Annotated in this window: 11 protein-coding genes; 5 read left to right on the forward strand and 6 right to left on the reverse strand. The window is 44.4% G+C overall.

The annotated features are described in order from the left end of the window. Nucleotides 1-31: 31 nt before the first annotated feature. Complete coding sequence (locus AAE02nite_RS10595; protein ID WP_146897698.1) at nt 32-799, reverse strand: IclR family transcriptional regulator; 768 nt, start codon at nt 797-799, stop codon at nt 32-34. A 460-nt stretch (nt 800-1,259) separates the two neighbouring features. On the opposite strand from AAE02nite_RS10595, the gene AAE02nite_RS10600 reads away from it, so the two are divergent. The 5 genes from AAE02nite_RS10600 to AAE02nite_RS10620 all read left to right on the forward strand — a co-directional run bounded on the left by AAE02nite_RS10600 (nt 1,260) and on the right by AAE02nite_RS10620 (nt 6,826). Continuing rightward, complete coding sequence (locus AAE02nite_RS10600) at nt 1,260-2,411, forward strand: CaiB/BaiF CoA transferase family protein (RefSeq protein ID WP_146897699.1); 1,152 nt, start codon at nt 1,260-1,262, stop codon at nt 2,409-2,411. Between the two features lie 94 nt (nt 2,412-2,505). After that, a complete protein-coding gene (locus tag AAE02nite_RS10605) occupies nt 2,506-3,669 on the forward strand; it encodes a CaiB/BaiF CoA transferase family protein (RefSeq protein WP_218033467.1) in 1,164 nt (387 codons plus the stop codon). Nucleotides 3,670-3,671: 2 nt separating this feature from the next. Next, on the forward strand, nt 3,672-4,934 hold the full coding sequence (locus AAE02nite_RS10610) for an extracellular solute-binding protein (protein ID WP_146897700.1): 1,263 nt from the start codon (nt 3,672-3,674) through the stop codon (nt 4,932-4,934). Between the two features lie 304 nt (nt 4,935-5,238). Beyond that, a complete protein-coding gene (locus AAE02nite_RS10615) occupies nt 5,239-5,700 on the forward strand; it encodes a MaoC family dehydratase (protein ID WP_146897701.1) in 462 nt (153 codons plus the stop codon). A gap of 67 nt (nt 5,701-5,767) precedes the next feature. Then, entirely contained in the window at nt 5,768-6,826 is a 1,059-nt protein-coding gene (locus tag AAE02nite_RS10620) for an L-rhamnose/proton symporter RhaT (protein WP_146897702.1), read from the forward strand. A 289-nt stretch (nt 6,827-7,115) separates the two neighbouring features. On the opposite strand, the gene AAE02nite_RS10625 is transcribed toward AAE02nite_RS10620, so the two are convergent. The 5 genes from AAE02nite_RS10625 to AAE02nite_RS10645 all read right to left on the reverse strand — a co-directional run bounded on the left by AAE02nite_RS10625 (nt 7,116) and on the right by AAE02nite_RS10645 (nt 12,500). Then, a complete protein-coding gene (locus tag AAE02nite_RS10625) occupies nt 7,116-7,970 on the reverse strand; it encodes a DUF8832 domain-containing protein (protein WP_146897703.1) in 855 nt (284 codons plus the stop codon). 119 nt (nt 7,971-8,089) lie between these two features. Further along, nucleotides 8,090-9,607 (reverse strand): MFS transporter, encoded by a 1,518-nt coding sequence (locus tag AAE02nite_RS10630; protein ID WP_146897704.1) that lies wholly within the window; start codon nt 9,605-9,607, stop codon nt 8,090-8,092. A 57-nt stretch (nt 9,608-9,664) separates the two neighbouring features. Beyond that, nucleotides 9,665-9,877, reverse strand: coding sequence for a heavy-metal-associated domain-containing protein (locus tag AAE02nite_RS10635; RefSeq protein ID WP_146897705.1), 213 nt, complete (start codon nt 9,875-9,877; stop codon nt 9,665-9,667). 364 nt (nt 9,878-10,241) lie between these two features. Beyond that, on the reverse strand, nt 10,242-10,733 hold the full coding sequence (locus AAE02nite_RS10640; RefSeq protein WP_246150952.1) for a helix-turn-helix domain-containing protein: 492 nt from the start codon (nt 10,731-10,733) through the stop codon (nt 10,242-10,244). Between the two features lie 315 nt (nt 10,734-11,048). Next, nucleotides 11,049-12,500 (reverse strand): MBL fold metallo-hydrolase, encoded by a 1,452-nt coding sequence (locus AAE02nite_RS10645; RefSeq protein WP_146897707.1) that lies wholly within the window; start codon nt 12,498-12,500, stop codon nt 11,049-11,051. Nucleotides 12,501-12,782 lie beyond the last annotated feature (282 nt).

A 12,782-nucleotide genomic window follows, 5' to 3' on the forward strand; every position in this document is an offset into this window, starting at 1 on the left:
ATACTATTCTTAACCTGGTAAATTCTTTCTACTAAAAACCTAACCGGTTCAGAATATGCTGGGTACAGGCCTGCACTTCTTCGATTATTTCTTCGGAAGTAAAATGTTCATCGTACTCGGTGGTCAGGATAGAAACGGCTAATGAAGCAAAAACACCGGTTTCCATGTTGCCGATGGGCATTACAATATCGGTTACCCCCCTGGATAAATCGCTGGTGCCTAAATAAACGCCCTTTTGCTGCACCTCTTCCAGTTCCTGCAAAAATGCTTTCTGCTTACGGGCGGAGTAGCTCTTATATAATGGTATCCGGTTTAATATATTCAGCCGTTCTGTCTCTTCTAAAAAAGCCAGCAATACCCGTCCCGAAGCCGTTAGCAACAAAGGGAACAGGCTACCCTCTTCTATAGACAAGGCAATTGGGCTGGGGCTCTTCGCCTGAAAAATAACCATCAGTTGGTCGTTGTACAGCACGCCCAGGTGGCACGATTGCTTCAGTTTGGCGGCCAGATTATGCATGGGGTGCTGCGAGGCCCGTCGGATTTCGTCGACCGGTGAGTGGCGGTGCGATAAATTATACAGCTTCAGCGAAAGCATATATTTGGCCGAGTGCTCTTCCCGCACCAGGTAACCCCGCTCTTCCAGGCAAACCAGCATCCGGTAAATCTCGTTCGGATTTTTATTAATGCCGTTGGCAATTTCAGTTTGTGATAACGGCGTTGCTTTCTGCGACAAATATTCCAGAATGTCTAATCCTTTTTCCAGGGCCGGCGCCTGGTATTTACTGACTTTTTCTTCCACGTGATTCTTTACTTTTTTAACTAAAAGCGCATAAATATAAATATCTATTTTCTTAGCTGGGCAGCTTACCGCAGTCCGGCTCCGGACAATTTAAAAATAAAATTCTGGTCTTTCTTTCTCCGGACCAAAATAGCACACTTTTTTCTTCAATGTTGAATCAATATTTTTTATTTATGAATATTTAATTTATATTCGAATAAAATATTTGAGTTTATTGCTGGTATTACCAGATACAAAAATCAGATTTAATATTTTAAATATTTATTTACCAAGCCATTACAGCTTAACTAATCCTAAATTTTAGAGTAAACGGAATTAAATGATTCGCATCTGGTTTTATAAAAGTTAATTGTAAGGTTATAAAAAATAATAGCCGGCGATTTATTACAACCAAGAGGCTTTATTAAAAGATTACATCATACCAGAAACCAGCCGCAAGGTTTAAATTGTAAAGAAATTTGTGAGGCCATTAGAGAATCTTATCGTACTGGAGTTCTGCCAGTATATGGCAGGCCCTTCGGCTGGTCTAAGACTAGCTGACCTGGGCGCCCGGGTTATTAAAATTGAAAGGCCCGGTACCGGAGAAGGTGGCCGGAAAATAGCTATTAAAAATCTTTTTGCCGGCGACGACAGCATTGTTTTTCATACCATTAATCGCAATAAAGAATCTTACGAAGCCGACCTGAAAAACCCGGCGGACCTGGATAAAATAAAAAAGCTAATCGAGAAGGCCGATGTGCTGACGCATAACTTCCGGCCTGGCATTATGGAAAAAATAGGGCTGGGCTACGAAGAGGTAAAAAATATTAATCCGAGGCTGGTTTACGGGGTGGTTACAGGTTACGGTTCTAAAGGCCCCTGGGCGGCTAAACCTGGCCAGGATTTATTGGTACAATCCATGTCGGGCCTAACCTATTTATCCGGTGATAAAGCCGATGATCCTACCCCGTTTGGGATTGCGGTAGCGGATATTGTTTGTGGCGCTCATTTAACCCAAGGCATTTTAGCCGCCCTGGTTCGCCGGGGAAAAACCCAAACCGGTAGTCTGGTAGAGGTAAGCTTACTCGAATCGGTGCTGGATTTACAGTTTGAACTACTGACCACTTACCTGAACGACGGAAAAAAGGAACCCGTACGGGCTGCCCGCGGTAATGCCAATGCGTACCTGAGCGCCCCCTATGGCGTATACCAAACCCGCAACGGCTACCTGGCGCTGGCCATGGAAAACCTGGTGCGGCTGGGCATTATTCTGGACTGCGAAGCTTTAAAAGCTTTTCCGGATAGTGAAGGTTGGTTTACCCGCCGGGACGAGATTATGGCTATTCTGAACAACTTTCTGCAGGAAAAAGACACGGCTGCCTGGCTTTCTTTGCTGGAACCGGCCGATATCTGGTGCGCTGAGATTTTTAATTATCAGCAATTCCTGAACCACGACGGTTATAAAGTTTTGCAAATGGATCAGGAGGTAGTGCTGCAAAACAAAGAAAAACTGCGTACCACCCGTTGTCCCATCCGCATAGATGGCGGGAAACTTCTATCGGACAAACCCGGTCCACTCCTGGGCCAGCATACTTTACCCATTGATTTGGAATTTAACCTGGCAACAGCTTAGCCCTTGGCCAAATTAACCAGCTGCCGGCAAATGCCGGTAAAATGGTTTGTTTAAAACTAGTAGCGAATATTAAATCCCGCCATTCGGGTATTTTATGATAAAACCTTTAGCAGATATTGTGGTAGTTGATTTCAGCCAGTTTCTATCGGGCCCCTCGGCCAGTTTGCGGCTGGCGGACCTGGGAGCGCGGGTGATTAAAGTTGAAAAACCACAAACCGGCGATATTTGCCGGCACTTATATGTTTCGGAAGCCATCATGAATGGCGTTTCGTCTATTTTCCATGCCATTAACCGGAACAAAGAAAGCTTTGTAGCCGATTTAAAAGATGAGCTTGATCGGAAAGACATCCGGGAATTAATCCGGCATGCCGATGTGGTGATGCATAATTTCCGGCCCGGTGTAATGGAACGGTTGGGCTTCGATTATGAATCGGTACGGGAAATAAACCCAACGGTGGTTTACGGCGAAATATCCGGGTACGGTTCGGATGGCCCTTGGAAAGACAAGCCCGGTCAGGATTTACTCGTGCAGGCTCTCTCGGGTTTAACCTGGCTGAGTGGCAACGGCAGCAAAGGCCCCGTACCGATGGGTATAGCCGTGGTAGATATTATGACGGGCGCGCATCTGGCCCAGGGCATTCTAGCCTGCCTGGTACGCAAAGGCATCTCCGGCCGGGGTGGTCTGGTGCAAGTAAGCATGCTCGAATCCATTATTGATTTTCAGTTCGAGACCATCACCACTTTTTACCGCGATGGCGGCCAACCCACTGTTCGTTCCGATAAAAATAATGCCCACGCTTATTTGGGCGCGCCTTACGGAATTTATAAAACAAAAGATGGCTATATTGCCTTGGCCATGGCTTCGGTGCCCCAGTTAGGTTCCTTGCTGGGCTGCGCCGGTTTAATAAATTATCAGAATATTGATAGTTGGTTTACCCGGCGCGATGAAATAAAAGATATGCTGGCTGATCATCTTCTAAAAGAAAATACAGCCCATTGGCTGCAGATTCTGGAACCGGCCGATATCTGGTGCGCCGACGTGCTCACCTGGGACCGGTTGATGGACCACGAAGGCTTTAAAGTATTAGATATGATTCAGGAGGTTCGGATGGAAGACGGCTATCGGTACAAAACCACCCGTTGCCCCATTACCATAGACGGGAAGCGTCTGGTATCGCCGTTAGGTGCACCTAAGCTGGGCGAACATACCGAATCTATTCTGGAAGAAATATTAGCAAAACATACGGTGCCGAAATAAACATGCCGGAGGAAAATAGTATTATCAGGTTTGCGGTCCGGGCTTTTGGGCCTTTCGAAACGGCCTTAGCTAAAATCTGGGCGGCTTACCAGGAACAAACCGGTTGTACCTACCAGATGGAAATGGTGCCGTTGCAGTTACACGATTTGCACGGAGAAATTCTGGTAAAAGCCGGCTTGAAAAATGGAAACTGGGACCTGGCCCACATCAACACCGATTGGATTACGGAAGCCTACGAAACCGGCGCCCTGCTCGATTTAGCTCCTTTCCTGCAAAAGAGCCCGCCCGAAGATTATTCGCAAGGCTGGACTGACTCCTTGCTGGCTATGCAAACTTTTGGTTCGGCGGTGGTAGGCCTGCCTTTTCACGATGGGCCCGAGTGCTTAATATACCGCAAAGATTTATTCTCCGACCCAGCCGAACAAACCGCCTTCCGGGAATTACACGGTATGGAACTGGCACCTCCGACTACCTGGGAAGAATTCCGGCATATAGCCCGCTTTTTTCAACGGCCCGAACAAAACCTCTATGGCTCGGTCTTCGCCGCTTTCCCCGATGGACATAACACCGTTTTTGATTTTAGTCTGCAATTATGGTCGCGCGGCGGCACTTTAACCGATGCGGATGGGAGTATAAATATACAAACCCCAGCCGCGCAGGAAGGGCTGGAGTTTTACCGAGAAATACTAAGAGACCAATGGGCGGTACATCCAAATTGTGCCGATTACGATTCGGTGCAGGCTGGAATGGCTTTTGCCCGCGGCGAAGTGGCGATGATGGTAAACTGGTTCGGGTTTGCCTCTTATTGCGAAGTAGCTGTGAAATCGAAAGTGAAAGGCCAGGTCCAAATTGCACCGGTTCCCCAAGGGCCAAATGGGCAAGCTGTGTCCTTGAATGTTTACTGGCTTTATGCCATTGGCTCCGGCAGCAAACACCAGGCTGTCATTTACGATTTCCTTAAATTTGCCTTAAATAAACAAAACGATAAACTATTAACCATGGAGGGCGGAATTGGCTGCCGTAAATCGACGTGGCAAGACCCCGAAGTTAATGGGCTTATACCCTATTATCACAAACTCGAAGGGTTACACCAACTCGCCCGGGAATTACCCCGCCGCTCCGATTGGGCCCAAATTGCCACCATCCTGGACGAAGTAGTTTTACAGGTAATGAATTCGGATACGGAAGTAGAACAACTGCTACAAGAGGGCCAGAAGAAAATAAATGAACTTGTAACCAAGTCATATTCTGGAATAGAAAACTGAATAGGAGCTAAACGAGATACCGACTCAGGTTAATTATTGCATGAGAACCAACTTACCTTTTTGTCCCCCTTTAGAGGGGGTTGGGGGAGGATTAGGTGACTTAAAACATATATAGGACGATTTTTATTTACTGTCTATCAATTTTGAACAAGCTTTTTGGGAGTTCCAGCAACATTGGCTCTCACCCTACCCACCCTAAAGAGGGACTTTACAATATATTAGAACAGCAAAGAGTTGCTATTGAATATTTTTACTAATTGAGTTTTAACTAAAATTTATCTCCCGAAAATCCTTAACCGGTTTTATGCATTTTAAATCACAGTTCTACGAAGATTATACTTTAGGCCATACCCGTGAAACGCTGGGCCGCACCATCACCGAAACGGATTTTGTCATTCATGCGGGCCAGACCGGCGATTTTTTTCCGCACCACATGGATGCCGAATGGTGCAAAGACCAGCCTTTTAAACAACGAATCGCTCACGGTACGCTTATTTTTAGCGTTGCCATCGGGCAGACTGCTTCCGAAATAAACCCCGAGGCTTTCTCCAAAGGCTATGACCGGCTCCGGTTTATCAAACCTGTTTTTATTGGCGATACCATCCGCTCCAAAGTTACCATTTCAGAAAAGTCGGACGATAAAAAACCGGAGTTCGGGAAAGTAGTAGAACACGTGGAGGTTTTTAACCAGCGCGGCGAAATTGTGCTGGCCTGCGATCACCTGCTGCTGGCCAAAAAGAAAACCCCGGTTTTGAGCGAGCTTTAAATATTTAGGTTGCCAAAATCAACCATTACTACGACTTTTACCAACTAAAGTACTACAACTCCACCACATGATTACCCCCAACCCTTTAATCGGGACGGGACTGCACGCCTTGGGCGGCATCTCCGCCTCTACCTGTTACCTACCTTATCATCAAACCAAAAACTGGTCGTGGGTACCGTTTTGGCTGGTGCAAGCTTTTTTCGCCTGGATTCTGGTTCCTTTAATTTTGGGAATTGCTACAGTACCCCAGTTCTTCTCGGTTTTACAGGATTCGCCTCCGGATGTGGTGCTCCAGGCTTTCTTGTTGGGCGCGCTTTATGGCTTTGGTGGCATGTCTTTTGGCTTTGCCATCCGCAATATTGGCTATTCGTTAACATTTACTATATCTATAGGCTTATCGGCGTTGTTGGGTACGTTGGTTCCGTTGCTGTTGAAAGGTGGCCTGGTTGAATATTTCACCAGACCGGGCGGCGATTATATTTTAACGGGCATGGTGCTATCGCTGTTGGGGGTGTTTTTCTGCGGCTGGGCCGGCTTTAAAAAAGAAAAGAATTTAGCCGGTTCTTCCGGCTTCAACATGCGCAAAGGGTTACTTCTGACCTTGATTGCCGGCGTTTTATCCGCCGTATTTAATATTTCGCTGGAAGTAGGCCAACCCATTGCAGATTTAGCAGCCGAACGCGGAGCCGGTCATTTTGAAGGCAACGCTAAACTCATTGTTTCTACGGCCGGTTGTTTTCTGGTAAACCTGGTGTGGTTTGTAATATTGGGCATTAAAGACAACAGCTTACAGGAGTTTACTTTTAAAACCGGCCTCACGGGCAAAGATTTAGCCCGCAATTTTATGTGGGCCGGACTAGCGGGTTCTATGTGGTGCTTTCAGTTTTTTTTCTACGGCTTGGGCCACGTTAAAATGGGCAATTTCCAGTTTGCTTCCTGGGTCATCCACATGTCGATGCTGATATTTTTCAGTTACATGGTGGGGGTAATCATGAAAGAATGGAATAACGTTTCGCGCGGCACCTACATTACTTTACTTTTTGCCTTGCTGCTTTTGCTGTGTTCTTTTGTTATTATGACTTACGGTAGTGTGGTTGGTGAAGCTGCTATGAGTGCGGGGCATTAAATTTCGCTTCTATGTAGTTGGTATTTTAAAAACAATGGGGATTAAAGTGTTTTAATATTATTAGCAGAATTTAGGCTTTTATCATCCTCGGCTTGAACACCTCATATAGACCATTAAGGAAAGCAGGTGCAAATGCTGGTACTACCGCTGTCTCTATAATATCTTTTCATTCAGAAGGCTGTTATGGAGTGCTCTCCCGATATTCCATTTTATTAATTAACGATTAAATAAAAGCAATATCGGGAGAGCCTTTTAGAGTTATTCTTGAGTTATCTTGAATAAACTGTAGTTAAACAACATTTATAACAAACGAAGATGTATGAACTTTTCCTTCATGCTTAAATTGCATGAATACCTTGTACTTTCCTTTTTTAGGAAAGTTGGTATGTAGTAGGATATCAGGTCCACTGGTTTCTGATTCCATGGGATGAACGTGCACAAATTCGTCTGCATTCTCACTAACAATAACCACATGCGCTAGTGCTCCAAGATAATCATCAAGGTCAGTCACTGGTTTTCCATTTTTGTAAACAGATGCTTTCAGTTCAATGGATGCGTTTGCTTTAACTGGCTGCTCAGCTGACAAGATAGCTTTATAGCCACTGCTTTCCCAGGTCAAATTCTCCTCACCTAATTTTCTAGCAGGGGCTTCTTCCCCACTAACTTTAATTTCTTGTTTACCTAATTGATGTCCGGAACCGGAAGGGGTATAATCCTGAAACAAGATGTATTCTCCTCCGGTTGGAAAAGTGTGTTCCCATACATAACTACCATCTGCTACAATATCCGGATGTTCGTGGGCAAAATAGGAAAGGTCTTTGCTCATAATAAACAAATGGACTTTCATTTCATGTACCAGGTCAAGTGTTACAACAGAGCTACTGTTTCCAACTTCTTCTGGTCTGAAATAGAGCTTGGCTGGTTTCACGGCCTCCATGTTAGATGGCTCAGATTTAAACGTTATATCATATTTTTTCTCAGTACCAGTATGAGAATGGTTATGGTTATGCCCTTTCATATTTTCTATATTTTTTTGTTCCGAATAATGATTCGTTTGTTCTTTATTTTCACAGGCGGTAAATAATACCAAACAGGAGAATACAGCAGCAGTTATCTTAACTGCACTAATAGCAATTCGTTGCATAGGTAAAAATTAAATGATGTTTATTTAAGGGTGTGTGCTAAGCAGGCAATAAAGCGCCGGTTACTATAATTTTATTTTTTAATCTGCCCTGCTTATCAATCCCATCTTTCTAACCAGCATCATACTCCAACCGGCTGACCTTCAAGACTTGCCTCGGCGGCAGCCTGAATTCGACCAGTTTTAACAGTTAAAGCAACAATGAGAGCCGCAAATAACAGCATTCCGGCCCCGGCAAGAAAACCTGTTGTATAGCCTGCCGTCAGCGCATCAGTGGCGCTTACCACAGCATTTTGGTTATTGTTTGCTAAGCCTTCCTGAAGAATTCTTGCTGCTTCCGGTAATTGCTGATTGGTTATGAAGGTCGAAATCGTTGCTAATACAGCCACTCCGAGTGCTGCCCCAATCTGCTGGGACGTATTCAGCACAGCAGAAGCCACACCAGCCCATTCTTCCGCTACTTCATGCACTGCGGTAAGGGTTAATGGCAGGAAGCCCATGCCTAAACCGGAGTAGGTGATGAAGAGGCCAGGTAGAACGTGCCCAGCGTATGATGAGTTTACGGTTAAAGTGGAAAGCCAGTACATTCCCATCGCTGCTAGTAGCAAGCCAGGAGCAGACACTACCCTGGGCGCAACTTTTTCGAGTAATTTATTACTGATTCCTGCCGCGAAGACAATACCAAAGCTGACAGGAAGAGAAGCTAAACCCGCCATTACGGGGCTGAATTGCAGTACCTGCTGCATATAAAGCGTTAAAAGATAGTAAGTAGCCATTAGACCCCCACCTATGAAAAGTATCGTAACATACGAGCCTGAACGGCTGCTTTCACGGAACAGCCCTAAGGGCAACATCGGGTGTTCACGGTGGCTCTGAAACCATAGGAACACCGCCACCAATACAACCGCTATGGCAAATGACGCTAAAGTAATGGTATCGTTCCAGCCATGTTCGCCCCCTCGGGTAATACCATAAACCAAGGCAAGTATCCCGGCCGCACCACTAACAGCATCCAGGCTATTGAGTTTACCGGGGTTTCGATGCCCCTCTACTAAGGTCTTGGTACCTAGTAGGACCGCTAATCCGATTGGAACATTGATGAAAAAGACCCAATGCCAGCTCAAAAAGCCGGTCAGTACTCCACCCAGCAACACCCCGATGGTCATGCCCACCGCAGACATAGCCGCATAGACAGCCATTGCTTTATTACGAGGCTTCCCTACTGGGAATGTTGTAGCAATTAAGGCCAAAACGTTTGGTGCTACCAGAGCTGCGCCAATACCTTGAAGACTACGGGCAGCAATTAACATCTCTGCGTTCCAGCCTAAACCGCCCAGTAGAGAGGCAACTATAAATATGACCAGACCAATCCGAAACACCTGGCGTCTGCCATAAAGGTCTCCCACACGACCACCGAAGAGTAACAAAGCACCAAAAGCGAGCACATAGGCATTAATAATCCACGGCAAGGTTGATGCGGAGACTCCCAAATCCCGTTGAATGCTAGGTAAAGCGATATTGGCAATGGTATCATCCAAAACCAACATCAATTGTGCCGTGGCTACTACCAGGAGTGCCAGGCCAAACTTACCCTCATTCGTTGCCACACTTTTACTATTGATTGATGTTGTATTTGACATATCTAAAATTATTATTTGGTTTAATGAGTCAGCCTCTGTTAAGGCTGACCCATTGGTTTAGGAAAGTTTTTCTGCTTTGTAACCAGCTTTTTCTACCGCCTTAATCACATCAGCTTCACTTAGGTTTTCAGTGGTTACCGACAGTACTTTCTTTGGATTCTGGGTATCTACTTGCCAATTGTTTTCACCTATTGTCTCATTGAGGGTAGGTGTTACTTTGGCGATACAGGAACCACACATAATATTTGTTTTTAATTCTATCGTTTTCATCTTTAGTTGTTTGTTTTGAATTTGATAATGCAAAATTAGTTGGTAAGCGACTGGTGGGTGTTACACTATTCTGGAAAAGAGTTATACTTAATTGTTGGTTACAGCTTCAGCCGTTTCAGCTTCTCTTTTGTTTGTCTGTCAGCCCAGTGGTGCCTATATCAACAATCAAAGCACAATGCTCGCTTTCTACACCGGCTAATGGAAGGTTGATGGAATGACTTTTTTCTAATATCTCCTGAATTTTTCCTATATTTTAACACTATAAAGTTACCAGGAGGACAAAGGGTAACCGTTACATCCTTTTGGAAAAGATGTACAGATAATTGTACAGAAGAAATAAAAGGAATCCGAAAAACGCTTAGGGCTAAGGCCTTACGCTATTGATTGGTTTACGGTGCGACATGCCGAGTTGCTTGAACTGGGATGGCGTCATGCCGGTAACCTTCTTGAACTGATTGGAAAGGTGTTGGGTGCTGCTATAACCCAGGTTAAAAGCAATCTGACTAAGTGACTCCTCGTTATAAACGAGCAACTCCTTTGTTTTCTCTATCTTTTGCAGGATAAAAAACTGCTCAATGGTAATGCCTTCTACCTCCGAAAATAACCGGCTGATGGCCGAGTAGTCTTTGTAAATATGCTCGCCCAAATATTTGCTGACGCTGAAATGCTCTTCCACACTGCCGGATTGCACTTTCTGAATTAACAAGCTTTTCACTTGTTCTACCAATTGCGTTTTCTGGTCGTCCAGCGGTTCAAAGCCGGTTTGCTTCAAGTCCTCACCAAGCTGTTGCAATTGGTCTTTACTTGGTTCTTCACTTAGTTCCGCTTCGCCTAGCCTAACATATTTTATCGGCATTTTATTTTTCTTAAAGATTTCCTCCACGGATGTCACGCAGCGGGGGCAAACCATATTTTTAATAATAAGATGCATAGAACCAGATTGAAAGTAGTAGGTGCGTTGTTCAAAAAGTTAAAAAGCCGGAAGGTTTAAAGACAAACTAAAATATTAGTAAGTAGGCTTTACCGGCCTCTTTCATAGTTTTTGAAAAATAAAGTAGATACCTAAAGTATTTCGTTTATAAAAATGCAAGGCAGCCAGATTTATTTCTAACTGACGTGCTGATTTATTATTAGTTACTTACGTTAAAAGCTGCAAGCACTTTTGATTCGGTTATTTAGCCGCTGGCTTTTTGTACTCCTCTACCGCTGCACCTAAATCATATATTTGGGCAGCCGGCAAAAGCTTTTTTAACATACTGCTGGCCGTAGCCGACCTATACCCCGAAGCGCAATTCACCAATATTGGTTTGTTCGTCGGAATTTCGGAAATGCGCTGACTTAGTTCATGTAAAGGAATATGGATGCTGTTATGGAAAACAGTTGTCTCCTTTACTTCTTTGGCGGTTCTTACATCTAGGTAAGTGTATTTGTTTTCTTCCGGATTAAAGGTGTTTTTATCAAAAGTTGCAAACTGTTTGCCGTTGGTAGCATCATAAACAAACGCGCCTTTTACTTTAGATTCATAGCCAATAGCAGCCGCCTTTTTTATAGCCGCTTGTAAGCCTTCCTCGTCACCCGCTACCAAATAAAATTCCGATTCGGGCGCTACCAGGCTACCTAACCAGGTGGCAAATGAGTCTCCGTCCTGAATGTTAATTGCATTGGGTATATAAGATGCTTTAAAAGTTGTGGCCGGGCGGCTATCAATCACCAAAGCTTTTTCTTCGGACCGGTAATTTTTGGGTAAGTATTTTATTTTGGCCAGGCTTGCATTTACTGCCGGCGCTCCTTTAATATTCAGGCCCACGGCATACGGAAAGTACTTGGGAATAAAAGGCTGGTCACTTAACAGCAAGCTGACGAACTCCGCTTTGGTTCTTTTTTCGAAAGCGTAGTTATGCTGTTTTTCGTAGCCAATAGTAGAGCTGGCTGCTTTCCGGATAGACTTACCACACAAAGAGCCGGCTCCGTGGGCCGGATAAACAATCACATCATCGGCTAGGCTGGCAAATCGCATATGAATGGTATGGTACATCATTTCGGACAGGCGTTGTCTTTGTGCCTCCACATTTTTGGAGAAATCGCGCAAATCGGGCCGACCAACGTCTCCAATCAACAAAGAGTCTCCCGAAAACACGGCAATATCTTTCCCGTTTTCCACCAATACCGCAGCTATATGGTCCGGGGCATGACCTGGTGTATACATGGCCCTCAGACTTACCTGGTCCGATAGCTTGATAATTTTGCCATCGTCGTAAGCTGTGGCCGGGTAGTTGGGTTTTGTCAGGCTGCTGGCATAAATGGGCACTTTGAGTTTCTGGTGCATTTCCAGGTGGGCACTTACAAAATCCGCATGGGGATGCGTTTCAACAATACCTACAATTACCGCATTGTTTTTTTGCGCATAATCATAATATATCTGCGGAATTCTTTGTGGGTCAATGACAATAATTTTATTACCCGCTTTTATTGCATAAGAATAATGGGCTAGTCCTTTATCCTCAAATTGTTCGATTTCATAATTGCCGGTAGTAGCAACTGTTTTGGCAAACAATTGATTGGCATTAACCAATGACATGATGCCTAAGCCTGCCAGGTTAAATATAAAATTCCTTCTTTCCATTAATTATAAATTTGCTTTATTTCTGCCGGTTTAACATTTTTCGGGGTTACAGAATTACATCCCATTTTATTTTGAATGCAAAATTACTCGGTACCAACTGGGAAGGTATTATATAATTCTGACAAAGCTTTATATGATTTAGTTTTAAAGCATTTAAAAATGTATCAGCTTGCCTGCTGGAATAATAAAATAATCATCCTATCTTTCTTTTTGCTTTTATTGGCATAGCCAAGCTTCTCCAATCGTGAATCTAACTATTACACCTAAGGGATAAGGATTGCC

The organism is Adhaeribacter aerolatus, assembly GCF_007991635.1.
In the GTDB taxonomy this organism is placed as follows: domain Bacteria; phylum Bacteroidota; class Bacteroidia; order Cytophagales; family Hymenobacteraceae; genus Adhaeribacter; species Adhaeribacter aerolatus.

Bases quoted from the DNA above. Each gene is read 5' to 3' on its own strand.
- AAE02nite_RS10605 (WP_218033467.1), top strand. From the start codon at position 2,506: ATGATAAAACCTTTAGCAGATATTGTGGTAGTTGATTTCAGCCAGTTT.
- AAE02nite_RS10610 (WP_146897700.1), top strand. From the start codon at position 3,672: ATGCCGGAGGAAAATAGTATTATCAGGTTTGCGGTCCGGGCTTTTGGG.
- AAE02nite_RS10615 (WP_146897701.1), top strand. From the start codon at position 5,239: ATGCATTTTAAATCACAGTTCTACGAAGATTATACTTTAGGCCATACC.
- AAE02nite_RS10620 (WP_146897702.1), top strand. From the start codon at position 5,768: ATGATTACCCCCAACCCTTTAATCGGGACGGGACTGCACGCCTTGGGC.
- AAE02nite_RS10625 (WP_146897703.1), bottom strand. From the start codon at position 7,970: ATGCAACGAATTGCTATTAGTGCAGTTAAGATAACTGCTGCTGTATTC.
- AAE02nite_RS10630 (WP_146897704.1), bottom strand. From the start codon at position 9,607: ATGTCAAATACAACATCAATCAATAGTAAAAGTGTGGCAACGAATGAG.
- AAE02nite_RS10635 (WP_146897705.1), bottom strand. From the start codon at position 9,877: ATGAAAACGATAGAATTAAAAACAAATATTATGTGTGGTTCCTGTATC.
- AAE02nite_RS10640 (WP_246150952.1), bottom strand. From the start codon at position 10,733: ATGCCGATAAAATATGTTAGGCTAGGCGAAGCGGAACTAAGTGAAGAA.
- AAE02nite_RS10645 (WP_146897707.1), bottom strand. From the start codon at position 12,500: ATGGAAAGAAGGAATTTTATATTTAACCTGGCAGGCTTAGGCATCATG.